This window comes from Blastopirellula marina DSM 3645 (assembly GCF_000153105.1).
In the GTDB taxonomy this organism is placed as follows: Bacteria; Planctomycetota; Planctomycetia; order Pirellulales; family Pirellulaceae; genus Blastopirellula; species Blastopirellula marina.
In genome coordinates this window covers 1821034-1844689 of record NZ_CH672377.1, presented here as the reverse complement: position 1 = coordinate 1844689, position 23656 = coordinate 1821034, and the positions used below count along the sequence as shown (strand labels likewise).

The 23656-nt window shown below is 58.8% G+C and carries 13 protein-coding genes and 5 tRNA genes; 14 read left to right on the top strand and 4 right to left on the bottom strand.

Annotated elements, in window-relative coordinates:
- Positions 1-16: 16 nt before the first annotated feature.
- Positions 17-1582 carry a bifunctional phosphoribosylaminoimidazolecarboxamide formyltransferase/IMP cyclohydrolase gene (gene purH, locus DSM3645_RS26710; RefSeq protein WP_002655790.1) on the bottom strand — a complete coding sequence of 522 codons (1566 nt, stop codon included), beginning with the start codon at positions 1580-1582 and terminating at the stop codon, positions 17-19.
- A gap of 246 nt (positions 1583-1828) precedes the next feature.
- Between purH and DSM3645_RS26705 the strand changes: the two genes are divergently transcribed.
- From DSM3645_RS26705 to DSM3645_RS26640, 14 genes are all read left to right on the top strand, one after another.
- Positions 1829-2320, top strand: coding sequence for a hypothetical protein (locus DSM3645_RS26705; protein WP_154657821.1), 492 nt, complete (start codon positions 1829-1831; stop codon positions 2318-2320).
- A gap of 15 nt (positions 2321-2335) precedes the next feature.
- On the top strand, positions 2336-5185 hold the full coding sequence (locus tag DSM3645_RS26700; protein WP_002655788.1) for a DUF1553 domain-containing protein: 2850 nt from the start codon (positions 2336-2338) through the stop codon (positions 5183-5185).
- Positions 5186-5239: 54 nt separating this feature from the next.
- Positions 5240-6556: a DUF1501 domain-containing protein gene (locus tag DSM3645_RS26695; RefSeq protein ID WP_002655787.1), complete on the top strand. Its 1317-nt coding sequence runs from the start codon at positions 5240-5242 to the stop codon at positions 6554-6556.
- A gap of 254 nt (positions 6557-6810) precedes the next feature.
- Positions 6811-7404: a peroxiredoxin gene (locus DSM3645_RS26690; protein WP_002655786.1), complete on the top strand. Its 594-nt coding sequence runs from the start codon at positions 6811-6813 to the stop codon at positions 7402-7404.
- A 182-nt stretch (positions 7405-7586) separates the two neighbouring features.
- On the top strand, positions 7587-8825 hold the full coding sequence (locus DSM3645_RS26685) for a cytochrome-c peroxidase (protein WP_002655784.1): 1239 nt from the start codon (positions 7587-7589) through the stop codon (positions 8823-8825).
- A gap of 654 nt (positions 8826-9479) precedes the next feature.
- Positions 9480-9551, top strand: a tRNA-Phe gene (locus tag DSM3645_RS26680).
- Positions 9552-9568: 17 nt separating this feature from the next.
- Positions 9569-9862: a hypothetical protein gene (locus DSM3645_RS26675; RefSeq protein WP_002655783.1), complete on the top strand. Its 294-nt coding sequence runs from the start codon at positions 9569-9571 to the stop codon at positions 9860-9862.
- A gap of 112 nt (positions 9863-9974) precedes the next feature.
- Positions 9975-10049 (top strand) — tRNA-Gln (locus DSM3645_RS26670).
- 37 nt (positions 10050-10086) lie between these two features.
- Positions 10087-10161: transfer RNA gene (locus tag DSM3645_RS26665), tRNA-Asp, on the top strand.
- A 349-nt stretch (positions 10162-10510) separates the two neighbouring features.
- Positions 10511-10582 (top strand) — tRNA-Cys (locus DSM3645_RS30570).
- 200 nt (positions 10583-10782) lie between these two features.
- Positions 10783-10853, top strand: a tRNA-His gene (locus DSM3645_RS26655).
- Between the two features lie 445 nt (positions 10854-11298).
- Positions 11299-12402: a slipin family protein gene (locus DSM3645_RS26650; RefSeq protein WP_002655780.1), complete on the top strand. Its 1104-nt coding sequence runs from the start codon at positions 11299-11301 to the stop codon at positions 12400-12402.
- 135 nt (positions 12403-12537) lie between these two features.
- Positions 12538-12936 (top strand): hypothetical protein, encoded by a 399-nt coding sequence (locus tag DSM3645_RS26645; RefSeq protein ID WP_002655779.1) that lies wholly within the window; start codon positions 12538-12540, stop codon positions 12934-12936.
- A gap of 228 nt (positions 12937-13164) precedes the next feature.
- Complete coding sequence (locus tag DSM3645_RS26640; RefSeq protein ID WP_002655778.1) at positions 13165-13902, top strand: NPCBM/NEW2 domain-containing protein; 738 nt, start codon at positions 13165-13167, stop codon at positions 13900-13902.
- Between the two features lie 21 nt (positions 13903-13923).
- Here DSM3645_RS26640 and DSM3645_RS26635 read toward each other — a convergent pair whose 3' ends face one another.
- The 3 genes from DSM3645_RS26635 to DSM3645_RS29085 all read right to left on the bottom strand — a co-directional run bounded on the left by DSM3645_RS26635 (position 13924) and on the right by DSM3645_RS29085 (position 22898).
- Entirely contained in the window at positions 13924-18474 is a 4551-nt protein-coding gene (locus tag DSM3645_RS26635) for a DUF885 family protein (protein WP_002655777.1), read from the bottom strand.
- 357 nt (positions 18475-18831) lie between these two features.
- On the bottom strand, positions 18832-21105 hold the full coding sequence (locus DSM3645_RS26630; RefSeq protein WP_002655776.1) for a serine proteinase: 2274 nt from the start codon (positions 21103-21105) through the stop codon (positions 18832-18834).
- A 140-nt stretch (positions 21106-21245) separates the two neighbouring features.
- On the bottom strand, positions 21246-22898 hold the full coding sequence (locus tag DSM3645_RS29085; RefSeq protein WP_002655775.1) for a tetratricopeptide repeat protein: 1653 nt from the start codon (positions 22896-22898) through the stop codon (positions 21246-21248).
- Between the last annotated feature and the right edge of the window lie 758 nt (positions 22899-23656).

The window sequence follows — 23656 nt, the reverse complement described above, 5'->3', positions numbered from 1 at the left end:
ACTTTCCTGCAGCGGTTTAGTGGCGGAAATGACGGCGATTGGTGAAGATCATCGGTAGTCCGTGCTCGTCGCACGCGTCGATCACTTCCTGGTCTCGTTTCGATCCGCCGGGTTGAATCAACGCGGCGACGCCCGCTTTGGCCGCCTCATGAATCGAATCGGGGAACGGGAAAAATGCGTCACTAGCCAACACGCTGCCGGGGCCACGCTCGCCGGCCTTTTTGATCGCGATTTCTACCGAATCGACGCGGCTCATCTGTCCGGCGCCGGCGCCGATCAATGCGCGGTCTTTGCAGAGGACGATCGCGTTTGACTTCACATAGCGACAGACGGCCCACGCAAACTTTAGTTCGGCCCAAAGTTCCGGGGATACCTGCGCCTTGGTGGCGACGGTCCACTCCACTTCGGGATCATCGCCAAAGTCGGTTCCCTGAACCAGCAGACCCCCTTCGATCCAGCGTGTTTGCAATGGGGGTCGGCGATCGGTGAACTCGCCGACCTGCATCAGGCGAACGTTCGCTTTCCACTTGGGTTTGCTGGTCAGAATCTCGACCGCTTCGGCCGAAAAACTGGGCGCCGCGATCGCTTCGACAAATAGGCCCGGCGTCGAGAGATACTCGGCGGCGGCGGCGTCGACCGGTTGATTGAAACCAAGGACGCTGCCGAACGCGCTGACCGGATCGCCGTCCATCGCTTTGCGACACGCGTCAGCGATGTTGTCGCTGGATGCTGCGCCGCAGGGATTGTTGTGTTTGACCACGCTGACGCCGCAGTCAGGCAAGCCGCGAGCGATCGCCAACGCGCTGTCGAGATCCAGCAGGTTGTTGTATGACAGCCCTTTGCCGTTCAACTGGCGAGCGGTGACCAGGTTGGCGCCCACTTCTCGCGGGTTGCTGTAAACAGCCGCTTCCTGATGCGGGTTTTCGCCGTAACGTAAGACTTCTTCCCGTTTCAGCTCGAGACGCATCGTCGCTGGGAAAGCCTCTGGCGCGGACTGCGACTCGAAGTAGTCCGAGATCGCGCGGTCATAAGCGGCCGTATGTGCGAAAGCTTCGCCGGCCAGCTTCTGTCGCAGTTCCAACGTCGTTCCGCCGGTCGCTTCGATCTGGGCCAGAATCTCGGCGTAATGTTCGGGGCGCGATGCAATGGCGGTGAACGCATGGTTCTTAGCCGCTGCACGGACCAGACTCGGCCCGCCGATGTCGATCTGCTCGATCGCTTCGGCCATGGTGACGCCCGACTTGGCGATGGTCGCTTCGAACGGGTAGAGATTGACGACGACCAGCGGGAAGGCTTCGATCCGATGTTGATCGATCGCGCGCATGTCGTCTTCGCGGTCATGTCGGCAGAGGATGCCGCCAAAGATTTTCGGGTGGAGCGTCTTCAGGCGACCGTCCATCATTTCCGGAAAACCGGTGTATTCGGAAACGTCGCGGACCGCGATCCCCTCCCCTTCCAGATGTTTTCTGGTGCCGCCGGTCGAGTAGACGGTGATCCCGCAGGCGCACAGACCGCGAGCAAAGTCGACCAGGCCCAGCTTGTCACTGACGCTGATGAGTGCGTTTTTGATCGAAGGATTCAACGTTCCAGAGCTCCCTGCTCGTCGTCGGAAGAGGTGTGTCAAATCGCCTTTGTACGACTTCGCCCGCCCAAGGGTCAACCACCCGACGCTAGCGAACGCCTGAGCAGGGAGAACTCCTTTCGTTTGTAAGTAATTTTCCTTGGTCTGGCGAAAGGATTTTTGGTAGAATTGAGCTACGTCGCAAATTAGCGATGCCCACCTTTAATGCCTACCTATGTTTCGAATCTGACCATCAAGGCAGAAATTATGCCGCTTCGAAGCCGTTTTTTCCCCGTTTTGACGTCACTTTGCCTGTTCGCATCGATGATCGTGTCTGCTCACGGAGCGACCTACCGTGAGTTGATTGAAACGGATAGTCCAGTCTTGTACTTGTCGTTTGACGCGGATGATCTGGCCAAAATCGAGAATGAAGCGCCTTTGGGGGCGAAATTCTCGGCCGCCGAGCATGGGCCGCTCAAATTGACGGTGGGCGCGGCCGCGCCGCAGTATCCGTTGTTTGACGTCGACAATCGAGCGCTTGAATTGGCGAAAGAGCCGGGCCGGTTTGTGATTGACGATCCCGGCGCTGAGAGCCCCTTGGATTTTGCCGCCGGCGATCCGATCACGATCGAAGCCTGGGTCTCTCCGCAGCACCGCAGCGGCAGCTACATCTACATCATCGGGAAAGGCCGGACCCATCGCGCCGGGTTCTCGCCCGACAATCAAAACTGGTCGCTCCGTTTGTGCGGCAGCGATTAGGTCGGCATTAGCTTTTTGTATCGAGACGCCGAGAACGCGAGTTATCACCGCTGGGATAGTGAAAAGATGATCGCGGTGGGCGACGGTTGGCATCACGTCGCATTGACCTACATCTTTGGCGAAAAGGGATCGTTGCACGGGTACATCGACGGCAAGCCGGTCAAAGGCAAGTGGGACATGGGGGGCGACACCGGCGCCGCGCCGCTAGTGGATGACGACCAAGTTTGGATTGGATCGGCGATGGGCGGCCAGGCCGGCAGTTCGTTCCACGGCCAGATCGACGAAGTCGCTCTGTATCGCAATGTCCTTTCGGCCAGCGCGATCAAAAAGCGATTTCGCTACGAAGCGCCGCAGCCGACTTTCGATGTCGCGCAGCTTCCGCAAGACGCCGTCCGGGTCGAACTGTATGAAGGGATCCCCAATCGCAAGTCGTGGGACTTCCGACAGCCTCGATTTGTCGAAGCCTACGAAATCCCGGCGTTCGCCTTTTTGGACGCTCGCCAAAAGTACAACGGCGACGCCGTTCGCGCCGATCGCAGCAGTCCCTATCTGCTGCGCGCCGCCGGCCGCGTTATTCTGCCGCCGGGAGAGCATCGCCTGTTGGTCCGCTCCCGAAACTCGGCCCGCGTCTATATCGATGGCGAACTACAGGTGCAAACCCCGTTTCACAACATCAGCGGTTCGGCTCACGGTACGGTAATCGAGCCGGATCGTTCGTTGGCGCCCAATATTCGCCCGCTGGCCCGCGGGGATCAAGAAAAAGTGATTACGATTACCGGCGACGGGCAAGAGCATATCGTCGCCTATGAAATGATCATCGGCGGCGGAAATCGTCGGCAAACGTTTGGCGAATCGTCGGTCAGCGTCGCGACGCCGGAGGGAGACTTCCATCTTCTTTCGCCGCGTGACGAGATGCAAATTGCGATCACCGACGAAGCATGGGTTCCCTTCGCCGCCGATCAGCGGCTGATGTATCGCGAACTCGATCGTCTGCGCCGCGCCGAAGTGGATGAAGCGAAACCGTATTGGGACAAGCGTCACGCGCATGCGAAACAGCATATCGCCAGCCAAGCTCCGATCGAAGTTCCATCGTTGGAAGACTTGGCGCCTCTCTATCAGAAAGCGGTTCGCGGCGACATCGACCGATTTTTGAATGTTGTCCTGGCCGAAGCCGAAGAGACGCCGACCGGGAAGATCGACGATTTGGCCTTCCTCCGCCGCTTGTCGCTCGACATCGTCGGACGCATCCCTTCGCCCACGCTGATCGCCCAGTACGAGCAGCAACCGGCCGCGCAGCGTCGCGACTGGGCGATTGATCACTTGCTCGCCGACAGCGGCTGGGCCGATCATTGGGTTTCGTATTGGCAAGATGCGCTAGCCGAGAACCCCAACATCATCAATCCGACGCTCAACAACACCGGCCCCTTCCGCTGGTACTTGTATGAAGCGTTTCAAGACAACAAGCCGCTCGACCGGATGGTGACCGAACTGGTCATGATGGAAGGGAGTTCTCGCGGCGGCGGTCCGGCCGGTTTCGCGATGGCTTCGCAAAACGACTCGCCGATGGCGGCCAAAGCGTTTGTCCTGGGCCAAGCGTTTCTCGGCGTGCAGATGAAATGTGCTCGCTGCCATGACGCTCCATATCACGACATCGCCCAGGCCGATCTGTTTGGCATGGGAGCGATGCTCAATCGCAGTCAAATCGCCGTGCCGAAGTCGAGCACCGTTCCCGGCGGCGGACGCGAGGGACTCGTAAAATCGGTCTTGAAAGCAGGCGAAAAAATCTCGCCCCACTGGGCCTTTGAGCAACTGCAAAGCGAGCCGGACGACGCTTACTTGAATGACGCTGATGACTCGCGCGAACGTCTGGCGCTGCTGATGACGGCCCCGGAGAATACGCGATTCGCTCAGGTGATGGTCAATCGCGTCTGGCAGCGACTGATGGGACGCGGCTTTGTCGAAATGCTGGACGACTGGGAAAACGCGGATCCGTCGCACCCGGAACTGCTCGCCTACCTGGCCCGCGACTTTGTCGCCAATGGCTACGACCTGAAGCATCTGACCCGGCAGATCGTCTCGTCAGACGCTTATCAACGCGCGACGAGCGAGCCATCGCCGTTTGGATTTAACTTCGCTGGTCCGGCGCCGCGCCGGATGACGGCCGAGCAAATCGTCGACTCGCTCTTCCAAGCGTGCGAGAAATCGCTCGACGTGGGGCCATTGAATATCGACCTGGACGGCTCACGTGATGTGAAGAACTCTACTGACTTTGGCGTTCCGACGCGAGCCTGGGAATTTGTTTCCCTCTCGAACGAACGGGATCGCCCCAGCTTGTCGTTGCCGTTCGCCGCTCCGTTTATTGTGACGATGGAGTCGTTTGGCTGGACCGGTTCGCGGCAAAATCCGATCGCCGAGCGCGACAAAGAACCGAACGTCCTACAACCGGCGATTCTCGCCAACGGCGAGCTAGGAGAACGCTTCACGCGGATGAGCGACGACAGCGTCTTCACGGCAATGGCGCTCGAAGATGTCAAGCTGGACGAGTTGGTGCGCCGCCTTTATCTGCGCGTGCTGACGCGTGAGCCGGACGCCGCAGAGTTGGCGATCTTCCGCGAGCTGCTTTCGCCCGGATTTGAAACGCGTCGCGTCGATGCTCCGATCGTGAAACGTGAATCGCCGCCGCGTGGATTGGTCTCTTGGACCAACCACTTGGATCCCCGCGCTAACGAAATTGTGCTAGAGCTAGAACAGGTCGTGCGTCATGGAGATTTGCCGACGCAGCGACTGACCCCAGAGTGGCGCACGCGGATGGAAGATGGGCTGTGGGCGCTGCTGAATACGCCCGAGTTTGTTTTTCTGCCGTAGTCGCTGCTGCCCCCATTTTGCTTTCCTATCGATCAAGACAAGGACGCTACCGCAATGTCCAGTAACCATACCAATCGTCGTTCTTTTCTGAAGCAATCGGCCGCTGCGGCCGGCGCCATGGCGATGGCCGGCGGCTTGCCGTTGTTTGCCGAAGAAGGCAAAGAGCCGCATCCCGTTGTGCCGATGGGCAAGGCCGAACATTGCATCATGGTCTGGCTCGGCGGCGGCGCCGCTCAGATTGATACGTGGGATCCGAAGGCCAAAGGGGACGCCAAGCTAAAAAAGGCTGGCAGCTACTACGACGCAATCGACACGGCGGTACCCGGTCTTCAAGTGTGCGAGCACCTCAAGCGCTGTGCGCCGCTGATGGAGCGATTCAATCCGATTCGCACCGTTCACCATGACGTGATCGACGAACATGCGGCGGCCACCAACCGCATGCATACCGGTCGCGATACATCCGGCACGATCGTCTATCCGTCGATCGGTTCGGCGATCGCTTATCAACGGGGCGCGGCGAGCGACATCGCCCCCGCCTACATGTTGATCGGTTATCCCAACGTGACGCGTGGTCCCGGTTTCCTGGGCGCCGGCGCCGGTTACGTCTATTTGACCGACACCGCGCAAGGCCCGAACGGCTTGGCCCGCATGCCGCATGTCTCGGACCAGCGCGCCGCGCGTCGCGAGAGCGTGTTGGGCAAACTGCGCGATCGTTATCTGACCAAAGCGGAAGAGAAGCAACTGATCGAAGACTACGCCGAAGCAGGCAAGGCCGCGCTGCGTCTTTCGGGCCCTGAGTTCATGAAGGCGTTTGATCTGGACAATGAGCCGGATGACCTACGAAACAAATACGGCGGCGAGTTCGGTCAACGCTGCTTGTTGTCGCGACGCCTGGTCGAACGCGGCGTCCGCTTTATCGAAGTGTCGCACAACCTGAATTTCGTCAACGGCACCGGTTGGGATACGCACAACGAAGGTCAATTGAATCAGCACTTGTTGATTCAAGAGTTAGACGGCGCGATCGCGACCTTGGTGACCGACCTGGAAGAGAAAAAGCTGCTCGACAAAACGTTGATTGTGATCTCGTCCGAGTTTGGACGACCCGCCCAATTTGACGGCGGCGGCGGACGTGGTCACCACGGCGGCGCGTTCACGGTCGTGCTGGCCGGCGGCGGACTGCAAACCGGCAAAGCGATCGGCGAGACCGACGAGTTGGCGATGAAAGCGCTCGATCGCCGCGTCTCGGTGCCCGATCTGTTTGCGACGATCTTCCAGACGATGGGGATCAACCCGCACGAAGAACTGTACGCCGGCGATCGCCCAGTGCCGATTTCCGACGGCGGGCGACCGATTGCCGAACTGTTCAGCTAACACTCGCAAAATCTCACGATTCCTTTTGACGCCGCCTTGCGAAGATATTCGCCAGTGCGGCGTTTTTTATGGTTCGCCATCGAACCGAACGCCTTGCTATAACCAAAAGTTATTGCAGGCATTACCCTTTCGGCACTTGCCGGATGGGTCCGCGAAGCGTCATGATAGTAGAGAATATTTGTGAGCCTATCCAGTCTCGACGTAGCGAGCAGGTTCCCGCGATAAGCAGAGTTTCGGAAACGGAGACAAGACCCATGAGCGTATTGGTTACGAAGGAAGCGCCTGATTTCACCGCCACTGCGGTTACAGAAACCGGCGAATTCAAAGACGTCAGCCTGTCGGACTACAAAGGACAGTACGTCCTGTTGTTCTTCTACCCGCTCGACTTCACCTTCGTTTGCCCGACCGAGATCATCGCGTTCTCGGATCGCATCGAAGATTTCAAAGCGCTCGGCGTGCAGGTCTTGGGCTGCTCGATCGATAGCCACTTCTCGCATCTGGCTTGGCGCAACACTCCCCGCGGCGACGGTGGTATCGGCGACATCCAGTACCCGCTGATCGCTGACCTCGATAAGAGCATCGCGACCAAGTACGACGTGCTGCTGCCAGGCGGCATCGCGCTTCGCGGCTTGTTCCTGATTGACACCAAGGGTGTCGTTCGTCACCAAGTGGTCAACGATCTGCCGCTGGGCCGAAGCGTTGACGAAGCGCTGCGCATGGTCAAAGCGCTCCAGTTCCACGAAGTGAACGGCGAAGTTTGCCCGGCCAACTGGAAAGAAGGCTCCCGTACGATCAAACCGACGCCGAGCGATTCGAAAGAATTCTTTGGCGCCGAATACGCCGGCTAGATCGGTCGCACCGCGCCAATCGCGGTCGATTCGACGTAACGGTCACGGATGAACCACGAAAAAGGCGTCGGCATTTGCTCCGACGCCTTTTTTTACCTATATCCTAGTAGCGACTTATCGCGAACGAATATTCCGAAAATCCCTCCCCACCTGACCTATCTTTGCTGCCTAGGAGAACATCGATGAAACGCCATCTATCGAGCGCTCTGCTGATCGCGCTCGTCGCGTACGGCGCCGGCCTGTTTGCCGAGGAACCCGCCGCGAAATCCAACAAAGTGACATTGGGCGATCCGGCGCTGACCGCCGGCATTCCGGGCGAAGGCCCAATCGAAGTCGAAACGCTGAAAAAATGGCTTGCCGATCCGGCCAATCATGAGCCGCTGGAAGTGGAGCTCCCCTACGGCATCGCCGCCCAAGCCGGCAACATCACCGGACTCGACAAGAATCCGATGACCCGCGCCAAGATCGAACTTGGGCGCCAACTCTACTTCGACAAACGACTGTCGATTGATCAAACGATCAGTTGCGCCGATTGCCATCACCCGGACAGCGGCTGGGCGAAAGAAACGCAATTTGGCGTCGGCGTGCTGGGCCAACAAGGAAATCGCAACTCGCCGGTTAGCTTTAATCGTATTCTCAGCGGTCCGCAGTTCTGGGATGGTCGCGCACCGACGCTCGAAGATCAAGCGATTGGTCCGATCGCCAATCCGATCGAGATGGGACATACGCATGACGCTTGCGTGCTTTGCCTGGACGAAGTTCCCGGCTACAAGCTGCAGTTCAAAAATATTTTCGGCGAAGACAAGATCACCATCGATAGCGTCGGTAAAGCGCTTGCCACGTTTGAACGAGCCATCGTCACCGGGCCGGCTCCGTATGACTACTACGAAGTGCAACGCAACTTCGAGAATCAGTTGGGCGAAGACATTGAGTACTTGGAAGAAGATGATCCCGATTTGTTTAAGAAGTACGCAGCCGCCGTCGCCGGCGCCAAGCCGATGTCCGAATCGGCTCGCCGTGGTCGCGAGATCTTCTTCAGCGAAAAGGGAAAGTGCACCGCGTGCCACGCCGGCGCCAACTTCACCGACGAGCAGTATCACAACCTGGGCGTCGGCATGGACGCTGAGCAGCCCGATCTCGGCCGTTACGAAGTGACGAAGGAAGAGAAGGACAAAGGCGCCTTCAAAACGCCGACGCTGCGTAACATCGCCCAGACCGGCCCGTACATGCATGACGGGAGCCAGAAGACGTTGATGGAAGTGGTCGAGTGGTACGCCAAAGGGGGGCATCCGAATCCTTACCTCAGCGACAAAGTGAAGAAGCTCGACCTGACTCAGCAAGACAAAGAAGACCTGGTCGCCTTCATGGAAGCGTTGACCGGCGAATTTCCGGCGGTCGAAACCGAACGACTGCCGAAGTAGTTCGCCGCGGCGGAAAATCGAAACCAACGACAAAGCCTGCTCCCAACCGAGCAGGCTTTTTTTGTAGCCCGCAGCGCAGCAAGGTTTGAAGTTGCGCAATTATCCAGGGTGGCCGCGATAGCTCCGCTATCGGGGCGGCGCAGCCGTAAGAAGCATTTGTGCCCAGTAAGCAGTTCGGGGTCTGTTCGCCATTTCAAACGGTGCAGCCACCACCGCAGTAAGTCCAACTGCGGCCCGATGCTTCCTACCGACTTCGTCGGCCCAGATAGCGGAGCTATCCGGGCCAACCGGATGCGGTTTGACAAAATAGCGCAACTCCAAAATGCGCAAGCGGGCTACGAAGACACATGCTTTCGCGCATTTTTTTTCGTCCAACCTCGAACCTTTCTGGTAGTCGCTCGTCTACTTCTGGTACGCCGCTTGTGCGACAACCGCCGGCGAAACGTTGAATTGAAATCAAACCCTTACTGAGAAACGCTTTCTGCAATGACGTTCACCGATCGACAACACGAATCTTATTCGAGCTTGGGCTGTTGCCCAATGCGATCGATGAATCTCGATTTTCGCTGGTGACGCGGAAACTTGCGCTGATGTTCTGCACAAGCCCGGGTCGCTTAAGACGCCGGGCTTTTTTTGTGTTTGAACCGAACCGACGGACGGATAGCTGAGATGGAATAGCGCCTGGCTGAAAACCAGGAGACGGAGATTCGAGCGCTCCCCCGTCCACTTACCGGAGAAAGAAAATGAGCAACCAACCCTTATTTCAACAAGCGATCGCCGCCTGCTTTGAAATTCCCAGACAGCCGGCGATCCGCTCGGCTCGCATCCGCTTCCGAGGCGACGCAAGCAAGCGTTACGCCGTGGTGCTGGGACCGCAGGAAGCGGACGAGCCGCAGCGTTTACAGTTTTTTGGCGGCGAAGAAGTAGACGTCGATCTGCGGAAAAGCCGCATCGACGACGCTGCCTGTGAGCTTCGACTCGGAGGCGGTCGATTGGCGCTGGAAGTGTCGGTCGACTACTTCGATGTGATTGAGTGACTGACGCAGCGGCGCGCTCCCATTCTAAATTTGGTGGGGGGACCGCGCCGCGGAGTCCGCAGCGCCGTTCACGGCAGATTTGGTCTTTGAAAATTCGGTACGTGATTTTTGTTGCGAGAGGTTCGCTGTTGGTAGTGATGCCTGACTTTGAATCAGGTTGACGCTGGTTCGATTCCAGCTCTCGCAGCCTGTAGGGTCCGCACAGCGGCCCCTACTTCGAACAAGCCCTTGCGGAGCAGTCCGGAATGCTCGCCGCTTTGTCAGAGCGGAGGTCGCAGGTTCAAATCCTGTCTGGGGCGCTTTTGTTTTCACGATTCATCATTGCGGACGAGCCGGCGCTCGGCGAAGTCTCATAAGCTTCGCGCAGCGGTTTCAACTCCCGCGTCCGCTTCCAAATTTTGACACTAGCCCGCAGCGCAAGCGAGGGAATGCGGTTTGAAGTGTCGAGCAACATTTCATCATGTTCGACTTCGCCGGCGAAGTCCTAATTTTCGTATGGATGCCAGCCGAATTCCGTTGCTTGCGCTACGGGCTAGTGTCCATGTTTTTCCTTTTATCCCCCAACTCGGCTCGCGAGTGTGCCGGATTCGCACGCGACTTTGCGAAGGTCGTAGGCCAGGTTCAATTCCTGGGCGAGCCGCTTTTTTTAACGTCGTCGCTGATGGTCAGCCGGTTGCCTGCAAAGCAGCTCGCTTGCGGGTTCGATCCCCGCCGACGTTTTTTTGATGCAAGCAACGGGAGACGCGATACTCCGGCGGCGCTGCGGTCTCTTCAGCAGATCGATTCGTAGCGTTCCGCGACAACGGGTTCGACGGTCGCGTTTCTCTGGTGGTCGTCTAGTGAGGTACAGACGCCGGCTGCGCGCCGGAAATATGGGTTCGAATCCCATCCACTGCACCACTGGTATGCGAAGCATGCCAGACCGTTAGCTCAATGGTAGAGCACCAGACTATGAATCTGGCTGTAGCAAGTTCGAATCTTGCACGGTTCACAACCCCGCCGAAAGGGACGTAACTTTCACACGATCCGTTGTCGACGCGGCGACTTGTCGGTTCAGCGTAACTACGCTATTGGGCTTCGGCCGTTTGGCGGAGATGCCTGGAATGACATGCATCGTGTCGGCGACACCATACGGCTGCGGCTTTGCGGGATGACCGGCCCGCATCGAAGGTTCGATTGATAGACGGCTGCGGCCGCGGTCTTTTCGCCCCTAGGGCAAAGGATCGCTCAAGCGGATCCTCTCCAATCGTACGCGATGCGCGCCCACGATCCTCCGTCGCAGTGGATGGGATCGCGGCGACTGCTTGCGTCCTGGACGGCATTTTTTCGCACATATCCAATCACGACCGAACGAATTAACTTCACTTACGTTTCCACTTTTACGAGGAGCAGCTTCCGATGCGTTAACCACACGAGCGGAACAGGAGGTGACTACGATGATCTACAAGCAAATTCAGATTCAAACCTACGAGGCCGGCTTGCACTTTGTCGACGGCGAGTTCGTCGGCGTGCTCATGCCAGGTCGTCATCGCCTGTTCGCGTGGCTGCGGAAGCAGCATGTCGATATCGTCTCGCGACGTGATCCTTGGTTGCGCCACGACAAACTCGACGTGATCGCGCGTAGCGGCAAGTTGGCCGATCAAGCGGTTGTTGTTGACTTGACCGAGCACGAACGTGCGATCGTCATGATCGACGGCCGGTTTGACCGGATCCTCAAGCCAGGTCTGTATGTCTACTGGAACGGCGTGCGCAAGGTCGAGATCGAACGCTACGACGCTCGCGAAGTACGACTGCAGCGCGATCACTTGTCGCGGATTGCTCGCGAACCGGCGGTCCGTTTGGCGCTTGACGTTTGCGAAGTGCAGCGGTTCCATCGGGGCGTGCTGTTTTACGACGGCAAGTATGTCGAGACGCTAGAGCCAGGCGTCTACGCGTTCTGGAAGGAGACGGTCGATGCCCGCGTCGTCGAGATCGATCTGCGTGAGCAAACGCTCGACGTCGCCGGTCAAGACATCATGACGGCCGACAAGGTGACGCTCCGGCTGAACTTGGTCGCGACCTATCGCGTTGTGGATCCGCTGAAAGCGGCGGCTGCGACGATCGACGTGCAACAGGCGCTGTATCGCGATGCGCAGCTCGCCGCGCGAGCGGTGATCGGCGCCCGCGAACTGGACGCGTTTCTCACCGACAAAGAGAACGTAGCGGACGAGATTGCCGCGATCACGCGCCGCCGAGCCGAAACGCTCGGACTGGAACTGATCTCGGTCGGCGTTCGCGACGCGATCTTGCCAGGCGAGATGAAGGACCTGCTGAACAAGGTGACGCAGGCCAAGAAGGCGGCCGAAGCGAACCTGATCTTCCGCCGAGAAGAGACGGCCGCGATGCGCAGCCAGGCGAACACGGCGCGGCTGTTGGCCGATAACCCTACGTTGATGCGGCTTCGCGAGTTGGAGGTCTTGGAAAAGATCGCCGCCCAAGGCAAGCTGAACATCGTCGTGGGCGAAAAGGGGCTGGCCGACCGGATCGTCAACTTGTTGTAAACCGGAACGCCCTGAAAGCGAACGTTTTCAGGGCGTTTTTTCGTTTTCTGAATTCATCTGCCAGCGTGGTCGGCGATGAGGTACGATTGAGCGAGTTCGCTTCCCTTACCAACTTCTCACACGACGTCACCACTCATGCCCACGCTGATGATCGTCCTGAAACGCGAAATCCCCGACGTCCAGTCGTACGTGCATGGGCACGAATTGTCCGAGCGAGAAGAAGAACTCACGCTGTTGGCCCAGTCGTTGGGCGTAAGGCCGCTGATGGATTTCTTTGGCCAAGGCGCTGACGAGACCGATTTCTTTTTGGAGGACGAACTCGATCTGGGCGGTGGTTTTGAGTTGCCGCAAGAGACTTGGTTCGCTCCGGCCGAGGGTTTGCTGACGATCGCCGCGCTATTGGCGCATCTGGAAGCGAAGCCGGCCACGATTTCTGCAGAGGATTCGGTCCGGCGAGAACTGCGGCAGTGGCAATCGTTGCTGCAGACCGCCGACAAGCATCAAGTGCTTTGGCACGTCGCCGTTGATTTCTGATCGCGGCGATGGAAGTGGACGCGCGGAGTCGCAACGACTTCCAGTCAATTTGAGAAACGAAAACGTAGTTGGTTCAAATCACGGTCTCGTGACGAAAAAGTCGCGAAAAACCGCTTGGAGAATTAGCTATCGGAAAGAACGTCGTGACGTAGAATGGAATCGGATCGCGTGGCGACCTGCTTTACGCGTGTTTGAATTTCAGCCCCATCCATCATTGAAATCACTGTTATGCTGCAAACTAACGCCGTTGCGCTTACCGCCTCCTTTTTGTTTAGTTTCGTTGCGTTGACTACTGCCGCAGATCCGACTCCGCAGCAAGAGATCGATTTGTTGCCCGACGCCAAAGGGAAGCCGCAACCGCAAGTGATTCAGCAGAGATTGCAACTGCTGCCGCTAGTCGACGCGTTGAAATCCAAAGACAAGGAAAAGATTCAAGCGATCAGCGAAAAGCTGCAGGCCTCTGACGACAAATTGGTGGCGGAAGTCGCCAAGCGATTGACCGCTTCGGAGAAAGCCAAACGCCCTCACATTTCGCCGCTCTATGTGCCGAAGGAGATTGCCGAAGTCCCCTTGTCGGACTGCCAGCCAGAGACGGCCCACGTTGGACATGGGCGTCCGGCGTACGATCGGGTGCCGCAAGACATGCCGCTGCTCGAGGTTCGCGGTCGCATCTTTCGTCACGGCATTTGGGCGCACGCGCCTGCCCAACACACGTACGATTTGGGGGGCGCCTGGAAGAATTTTTCGGGATCAGCCGGAGTCGCCGGCAACCGAGGCCAGGTTGTTTTTGTGATCAACGCCGATGGTAAAGAGCTATGGCGAAGTCCGAAAACCAAGCCGGGCGAACTGCGTGACTTTTGGGTCGATGTCGACAATGCTGCTCGACTTGAGTTGGTCGTCGAAGATGGCGGCGACGGCAGAGACGGCGACTGGAGCGTCTGGCTCGAGCCGGTCTTGGGACGGTAAGCGGATGGAAGCGTCAGCAGCTTAGTTCGCCGTCGCTTCCGCTTCTTGGAAGTCGTAAAAGTTCCACTGCGGTCGATAGTCGGCGGTCAACTCTTTTTGCATCAGGATGTCCCTGACCATCGACACTGGTGCGAAGTTCTGCTGGATGATCGCATCATGAAATTGGCGATCCGACATTTCGCCCGAGTCGACCAGTTGGCGATGCAGCGAACGGAATTGAAGGCCGCCGAGCATGTAGCCTGCCTGATAGAGGGGCGGATAGCTGGGTCCGACCGAACGGCGAACTTCGGCCGCGGCGTTCATCGGCTCAAACCCGACCCGAGCGACCAGCAGATCAACACACTGTTGCGGCGTCATTTTGCCCAGATGAAAGCCCAGTGAAAAGGTGATTCGCGCACAGCGATGCGAACGCCAAACCAGAAAGCCGATGCGATCCTCGGGCGTCTGCGGGAAGCCATGATCGTACAGCAGCATTTCCCAATAGAGCGCCCAGCCTTCGAGCCAAAACGGCGTGCGGAACGTTTCGCGGTAGGTGCGATAGCGATCGTTCATGAACCCCTGCATGTGATGCCCGGGAATCAGTTCGTGATGGACCGTTGCGCGAGCGAACGGGATGTTGTTGCCGCGTAAGCTTTGCAGCTTGTCACGGTGGGGCATCGTATCAGTCGGAAACGCGACGCTGATCATTTCGCCGCCGGTGAAAAACGGATTCACCAATTGCCGCTCCGGCGTCATCATCTCCATTCGCCAGGTTTCTTCGGCCAACGGCGGAATCGACATCAGATCATGCTGCTTGAGAAACTCGATCGCTTCGTCCGAAAGCATTTTGATCAATTGGGGTTGTTCGCCGGGAGCGACATGCATTCGCTTCACTTTTTCGACGGCGGCTCGCCAATCATCGCCGCAGCCCAGTTCGCGGGAGGCCTTCAACATTTCGGCGCGGCACCAAGCGTACTCTTGCTCGGCGATTTCCAGCAGTTGTTCCGGCGAGTAGGGAATCATCTCATGCTGAAGCTCCAGCAGCAGTCGTTCGCGGCCGACCGGAATCCCCTTGATGCCGCTCTCGTCGGTGCTGGCCGATCCCAGCGTATCGGCGCCGCGGATCTTTAGCTGCGAAAGCTTAACTTGATAGTCCAGCTCGTTCTGGAAGAGGACGTAGTCGATTTGATCGTCGTACGAGAGTGCGGCGAAATCGATCTCGCTGAGCGCCGATCGCCAAGTAGCGAAGAAGGCGGCGCGTTCGCTTTCGCTCACTTCTTCTTTGCGGCGACGAAGATGACGACGCGCATCTTGGCGATACGTCTGGATGGCCGCTTCCAGCTTGCCGACCGAACGAGCGAGCAACGGATCGAGCGCCGCGGCGTCGTCGGACTGGGGCGCTGCGGCGATCGCTGCAGTCAGCGCTTCGTCAGTGAGCGACGGCGCTGCTGGGACTGCTGCTTCTTTTTCCTCTAGCTTTACCGACTTCAGCAAGTCGACATAGGCGCCCAGTTTCGCGTCGGCGTCGGCCATCGGCTGCTTGACCCACCAGGTGAACAGGGGATCATAGCCATCGTAAAATTGATGCCATTCTTTCAGCGCCGCGTGTAGTCGCGCGGCGCGTTTGCCGGCAGCTGCGATCACTTGCGGATCCTGCGAACCCAGATCGGCCGCCGTTTTTTGTTGGATCGCTGCGGTTTGCTCGGCGATTTTTACGATCTCGGCGGCCGCTTGTTCTGGATCGACTTTAGCGAACGCTTGGCGGGCTTCGACCAGTTGGACAATCGAAGGCGCAAACGGAAAGAACTCGGCCAATTCGCTGGTTTGTCGTTGGTCGTGGGCGACTTCGGCCAGTTGGGCGGCGACATCGCGACGCAACGCGGCGAACGACTGCTGTTCGGCGGCGGTCAGACCCTGCGTGTCATATTGTTTCAACGTCGTTAGCCAATCGGCGTAGAAGCTGAGCATCCGTTGTTGGCGTTGGGGAGATTCTCGCATTGAGTAGCGTCGTCGCAAGCTGTTATCATCGGCGCGAAAGCGCTCTGTCAAACGGCTGACGCGATTGGAAGACGCTTCGATCTTTCGCCAGTCGATCTTGTACGGCGGCGTCGGCGTTGGGGAGGATGCGTTGTGATTGGGCGACTCTTGATTGAGGAGATGCTCGACGAAGAATTGATTGCGACGACGCACGCCGTAGGCTCCGCCATTGGAATGGCCGACGCCAGGCAGCACCAGCAGATCGAAATCTTTGTCGGCTTTGATCAGCGCATCGGCGAAACGAAGCGTCGATTCAGGCGGAACGTTGTTGTCCATTTCGCCCACGATCAATAGCAACGCGCCTTGTAGGCGTGCGGCGTTCTCGATGTTGGAGCAAGCCGCGTAGTGCGGGCCGACCGGGTAGCCCATCCATTGTTCGTTCCAAGACGCTTTGTCCATGCGATTGTCATGGCACCCGCAAGATGCGACCGCGACCTTGTAAAAGTCGGGATGAAACAACAGCGCTCCAGCCGCGTTTTGACCGCCGGCCGAGGCGCCGTAGACGCCGACTCGCGACAGATCGAGACCAGAATCCACGGCCGCCGCCGCTTTCATCCAGGCAATTCGATCCGGGAATCCGGCGTCTTTCAGGTTCTGAAAACAGACGTCGTGAAACGCTTTCGAGCGACCTGCCGTGCCCATGCCGTCCAGTTTGACGACGACAAAGCCCAAATCGGTCAGATCACGATAAGGATTTTGCGTGCTGAACGTTTTGGGCGTGTGGAAGTTGTGCGGGCCCGCGTAGATATCTTCGATCACCGGATACTTTTTCGTGGGATCATAATCGTGCGGCCGGTAGATAACGCCCCAGATATCGGTTTGGCCGTCCCGCCCTTTGGCCGAAAAAACCTCGGGAAGTTGGAAGCCGGCGCTGATCAACGGCGAGATGTCGGCCTCTTCCAGCGAGCAGACCAGCGAACCGTCGTTGGCTCGGCGCAACTCGTGCTTCGGCGGCAAGTCGACACGCGAATAGCGATCGAGCAAGTACTTGCCGGTCGGCGAATAGGTGATCGTGTGGTTTCCATTCGCGGCGGTCAACGCAGTCAGACCGGTTCCATCGAAATTGATCCGATAGAAGTGGACGAGATAAGGATCTTGTCCAGTATTCATTCCGCTGGCGCGAAACCAGATCTGACGCGCGGCCTCATCAACGCGATCAATAGCGCGCACGACCCAGTCGCCGCGGGTGATTGGGTTTTTCAGCTCTCCCGACTTCGCGTCGTAGAGATAGAGATGACGCCAGCCATCTTGTTCCGAGCAATAGATCAGCTCGTCTCCAGCGAGCCAAGTCACGCGGCGAACGCCGATCGCTTCGGGGTGAGCCGTCCAGAGAAATGTAGAGGACTTCTCGTCGATCAAGTTTCGGACGCCGCCGGTACGCAGGTTAACTTCGACCAGACGAAACCGTTGGTGCCCACGATCCACTTGCTCGTAGGTGACCGTATCGCCGCGGAAACGCAATCGAGGAACGCCAAAGTCGATGATGTCGGCGTCGCAGGCGATCTCTTGCTTGTTCGGGATGTCAAACAGATGCAGCTGGTGAGCGGCGAACTTGTCGCCCGGCAAGGGGTAAAGGTGAGTATGCAACCGCGCGCGTCCGCCGCCGGTTGGCGACGACTCGACGCGATAAACTTCACCCCGATCGCCCGGCGTAATCTTCAGCGCAATCAGCGACTGGGAGTCGGGAGACCACTGCAGGTGACCATAAGGAGATTGTTCGTCTCCATCGGAAGTTAACGATGTTTCGTCACCGCTGTCGACGTCTCGCAAGATCACGTCGCCGTCACGAATCGCCGCCGACCAAACGCCATCTGGAGAGCGATCGCGCGGTGCGCGACTTCCGCGTGCGCGGCGGTCGCGAGTGGGCCGCGTCTGCTTCTCGATATTCACAGTGGTCGCGTCGTGGGCCGCTTTGAATCTGGCGATCACTTCACCGCTTGGCGTGCGCGCTTCCCAGAGGTGTCCGGCGTAGGTGTGCTGACTGCGCTTTTCGTGGGCCGCGAGATGTCCATAAGTAGCGGCGCCGCCGGACGGTTCGATCCAGAAGATTTCGACCGGCTCGTCCAACCGGTTGTGAAACGTCAGCGTCATCGACGCGTCAGAATCGCCGCTAGCGCTGGGCGTCCCCTGACGTTGCAGCTCTTGGTAGTTGTGGAGCGTCTCTTCGTTGACTTCGCTCAGTTTGTAAATCGCAAGATCGCAACCCCAGATTTTGTCGCCGGCGCGAAAGAAGATGCGTTGGGCGTCTGCTTGAAAACAGAGTTGCGGCAGCGATAACTTTTCGGGCTTGGCGTCAACTCCTGCGGCGCTGGTCAGCGCGGCGGCAAGTTGCGCATGGTCAAATGCTGGTCGACGTTCTCCCTGCGCGACATCGATCAGGATATATTCGCAGTTTCCATGCCCCAGTTCGTTCTTGTACCAACAGAAAGCGTCGTCGGCGAACCAGTGCGGTTGGATTTCTAGCTTGAGAGCAGTGGGGCGCTGAGCGAGAGCCGCTGCGGCCAGCAGAAACAGACAACCGATTGCGGCCAATCGCAATCTTCCCGAATACGACATCCACGCGCTCCTAGGCTTGCGTCGAGTGAACGTGCGAAAGAGAGTCATGCTCTCGATCGCTGATAAGGTGGGCCACAGTCACAGGGATGACCCGCCGGTATCTCCTAGTATGCAATATTGGCACGATCCTGTGCTCTTGTACACAACATGTGGGTCAGAAAATGCGAGAAACAGCGTTATCCAATTCCCTGGAAAAGTGAGAGATTTCGAGTGATACGCGACTTCTGATCGAGTCCGTTGAGCGTGACAGACATGCGTCGAGTCAAACTTTGTTTGTCCACCGGTGGGGGCGCTCTGGCGGGAAGAGACCAATCGTTGCGTAGCCCTGTCACGCAATCGATGCGGTGATTAACTTGTTCACTGGGGCGCAATCGGAAGCGAGATTTCGACTGCATTGCTCGTGACGTCGGCCTCCCCAGTCTTAGAAGTCGCGGTCACTTTGACATTGGCCAACGCGGCGGTCGAGACGCCTGCGGGGAGTTTGATTTCGATTGTGTAGTCGCTTTTGTCGGCCGGCACTTCGACCGGTTCGGCGGTTGCGCCCTCAGGCAATCCGCTCACCGAAATGGTCGCGGCGCCTTGGAATCCGCCGGCCCGCACGAGCTTGCCGCTCCTGCGAAAGATAGTCTCGCCGGCAAGTTGCAGGTAGATCGGCGAAGCCAGCGAAAACCGCTGCGCTGAGGTCGTCGCCGTCGCGATCACTTGCTTCTGATCGGCCGAGAGCAACTCGGCGACGATGGCCAGATCCCAGCTGTGATCGGCCAGATCTTGCGGCGTGGCGATCTGGACTTGTGCGTCGGTTTGATCGGCCGGAATGATCACGTCCGCCGCCAGACGCAGCGTTCGTTCGACGTCGTCGACTTTGATCTTCTTTTTGGCGTTCTTCGGATCGGGAACTTCCTTTTGCGGCGTCACTTGCGTCGTCAGCAACTTTAGTCGCACCGGGCCTGTGACGCCTGCACCGCGCACGATCTGAACCGGCGCGGTCAACGTTTCGCCCAGTGACAGTTTGTCGCTCGAGAACGCGCTCGTCAGCGCGACGCCGAGTTTGGAATGTTGATCGACGCCCAAGCCGATTTCGACTTCGTCGGCGGTGACGTAGCCGGCGTCGCTCGGCTTGACGACGACGTTCTTCACCACTTCTCGACCACCGATCGACGCTTTGCCGATCAAACGGGCGACCTCAAATTGGCCAGGAGATTTCGCCGAAATCGAAAGCAGCGTCGCCGTAGCACCAGCCGGAATCGTCGCACCAGAGAGCGTGAAGTTCTCGAGCTCCCCATCCCACGTCAGTTCGATCGGGCCGCCGTAGCCGCGGCGTTTGACGGTGACCGCCGTGGTTAGCACGCCGCCGGCCGGAACATTCCAGACGTTACTGTCAGCCGTGAGCGTAAAATCGCCGATCGAGAGCGGCGTGACTTCAATGCGATAGACAAACTCGGGGCCATAGCGACCCTGCAGGTCACGCAGCACGATCAACAGCTTAGAGACGTCGGCCGGCGCGTCGAACGTCAAACCGGAGTCTGACGTATTGGGCTGATCGTCATTGGAGCCGAGACTTCCCCCTTGCGACTTGTGAACCTCCAGCACGCCGTCGACCGGCGTTCCCAAACGCTGGGCCAGAACTTCGACCCGATACTTCTTGCCGGGCTCAATCGGAACCAGATACTCGTCACGTTCATTCTCGCCGAGGAAGCGCCCGTTGATCGTAACCGGCGCCGCCGGCGTTTCGATGCGCTCGCCGGGCTTCTCGCGTTGTTCGCTGAACTCGGCGCCTTGACTAACCAGCAGACGAGGAACTGCGCCGGTAAAATGAGCGGCGGTAATCGCAGGCGAAACGGTCGGAGCAAAGTCGACGACCGCCGCGGCCGTCAGTTTGGTATCGCCGAGACTCGAGCTCAGCGGCTCCAGTTCGACCGTAGATTCGCGTGCGACGCCCAAGGGAAACGTCAGATCGGCGTAGTGCAGATCGCCGATTTTCATCCGAAAGTAACCGGGGCCGGCGCCTTTGTAGAGCGCGTCTTGCAACTGAATCAGGTACTGTCCGTCGTGCGGCAGGATGAACTCTAGGCGAGCGTCGCCGGCGATCGCTTCCTGCTGCGGCGAGAAGGCGATCTGCGAACCGCGCTCGTCGAGCAAACGGACGACGGGACGCAGTTTGCTCCCTAGTCGCTGCGCTTCGACATCGACCACCACGCGATCCCCTTGCTTGCCGGCAAACGCTGTTTTGACGAGTTGTGCGCCGGTCAAGTCGCCGGTCAGCGCGATCGGCAATTGCTCGATCGACGCGGTGATCGCGGCTTGCGGCAAATCATCGACTCCGACTTTGACGGCGGCCGAAATTCCCGTGGCGCTGCTGACGCGCAGGGTGCGAATCCCAGGCTTCGCTTCCGCAGGCAGGGTGACGTCAAATTGCAATTGATTCGGTTTCGCTTCGCCGACAAGCACCGCCGTCCCGTCGTCTGGTAGCAGCAACTGCGGCTCTGCGGCGAGTTCTGATCCGGTAATGGTGATGCGCGTGACGCCTCCGATCTGCAGACCACGCGGCGTGACGTTTTGAATCGTGGGAGCGGCCCAACTGTGGGTTGCCAGCAGCGAGAAGGCGAGCGAAAGCGATGCGGCGCGCAGCATGGTTCGGGGCTCTCTTCAATTAAGCGGAGGGATAGGCGGGAGCTGGGGCGGGTATGAAAAAAAGGACGCCAGAGCAATTCCGGCGTCCTTTACTTTAATCATTTTTTTTGCTTGAGTCCCGCAAATTCTTGCGAGGCCTCTTAGTTGGCGAAAGGATCGGCGAACGGGTCCGAACTGCCGGCGGCCGGTTTCGCTTCCATCTCTTTCGCCGGAGCCGCGCCAAACGGGTCATCCGACGCGGGCGCCGCGAAAGGATCGTCATTCGCCGGCGCTGGTTTCATCGCGGCTGGCGGAGTCGCGCCAAACGGGTCATCCGAAGCGGGCGTCGCGAAAGGATCATCACTGGCCGGCGCCGGACTTGCGCCAAACGGATCATCCGAAGCAGCTGGCTTCATGTCGGCCGGAGCCGCGAACGGATCATCGCTGGCCGGAGCCGAGGGGCCGCTCAGGCCAGGCACGCTAGGCGTTTTCAGCTTCGGCGTAAACGCGCTGCCGATCGCGCTGATCGCGGCGCCAACCACGCGGGTCGTCGATCCGCCGGCGGCTGCAGCGCCTTCCATTGCATTGGCCGTGCCGCGAAGCGGCGCACGACCTGCTTCGGCAGTTTCCATTTCAGGAACATTATTCGGCGCGGGAGTCGTACCGGCTCCAGCGTCAAAAGGATCGTTGGTCGCCGGAGCGCCGGGGGCGGACTCCATCGCCGGCTTGGTCGGCGCGGCGAACGGATCGTCCATCGCCGGTTTGGCTGATCCGCCAAAGGGATCGTCGAGCGAAGGCGTCGCTTCGGCGTCTTCCATTTCGGGAACATTGTTCGGCGCTGGAGTCGTACCGGCGCCGGCGTCAAAAGGATCGTTGGTCGCTGGAGCGCCGGGGGCGGATTCCATCGCCGGCTTGGTCGGCGCGGCGAACGGATCGTCCATCGCCGGTTTGGCCGATCCGCCAAAGGGATCGTCGAGCGAAGGCGTCGCTTCGGCGTTTTCCATTTCGGGAACATTGTTCGGCGCGGGAGTCGTACCGGCGCCGGCGTCAAAAGGATCGTTGGTCGCCGGAGCGCCGGGGGCGGATTCCATCGCTGGCTTGGTCGGCGCGGCGAACGGATCCTCGGTCGGAGTCGTCGGAGATCCAAACGGGTCGTCGTTCATCGGCGCCGGCATGGCCGGTTCGGCAGACGATCCAAACGGGTCTTCGCTCGCCGGCGTCGCCGGTTCGGCCGGAGTGGTGGGAGGCGTGGGCGTCGGAGCGCCCGGCGAGACCGCTTCGCCGCTTCCAAACGGATCGGTCGGATCCGACGCTTTAGGTTCGACCGGCAAAGTGGCGCTGGCCGGCGCGGCGCCGCGCAGAACTTCTTCTTCGGCCTGTTTCAATAATTCATAGCGTTGGCGTTCCCACTGCTTACGAGCGATGAACTCCTGGACGCGGATTTTTTGGCGATAGTCTTCCAGCTTCAAACGAGCCGAGCCCTGGACGCGCTCGAGCGATTTGCCGATCGCGAACGAGCGATCGGTGGTCAGCTCCAATTTGGCGCCTTCCTCAAAATCGAGCTCGGCTTGTTCCGGACGACCCAGGTTCCAGAGGGCCAGCCCTCGAAAGTAATAGGCCCGCGGATCTTTCGAACCTTGGTCGATGGCGGTCGAGAGCGTGATGAACGCCTCCGACATTTCACCGCGATTGAACTGATGCACGCCTTGGCCGTAGAGCTCGACGACGATCGGCTCTTGAGCCGAAACGACGCACGGGTTTCCCAGCCACAGCAGTGCGGCGACAGCCGACGCCGAGACAACGTTCCTCGTCATCAAACGAATCTCCCTACAGATTCAAACCGAAGCGATTGAATGGATTAGTTGACAAGATAAGTGGGCCAAGTCTGTGCTTGCACCCCATGTTGGAAAGGCCGAAGGAGGGACTCATCCTGAGAAAAGAGGGGACGAAAACGCCCGCTCTAGCGATCCTATAGCACCCAGCAAAATAGCGGCAACTTCCAGCGTATATCGTAGTTGCGCATTTTGACGAACACAAGCAAACCGGCCCGGTCCAGCAATTTCCACCCCAGAACCCGCCGATCGGGGCGTACTGGCCGGAACGAAGCGTCCAAACAGAGGGCGCTTTTGAGGAGGGCTGTTGTTCATGGACTCGCTGCGGGGGGATTGGATCGGACTGGACTGTTGAAAAATGCCGAATGTCGAAATCCAAATGTCGAAGGAATGCCCCAAAGTCCTGAATGGCGAAGTTGCAGACTTTCCCCTGTCGGGTGGCTTGATGTTCTGGTTTTGACATTCCTCATTTGCACGATGGGTTGGACCGGACCGCTGATTTTTTTTGCGTCAACTTATCTAGTTTGCCGGAGGGTTAATTTGTGGGCTTTTACGCTGCGGCAGGCCAAGGCCTGGCCTTACGGTTTTCTTCGTTGGACCGGACCGCATCGTTGGTTTGTCCACCGGTTCTGGGCTGGCGCAGTTTTCTTTCGCCGGGCATTACGGACCGCCGGCGGTTCGTCACCCCGCAATGGATCCCAACGCCGTACGCTTTGTCGAGAGGCAATTTTGCCGACCCC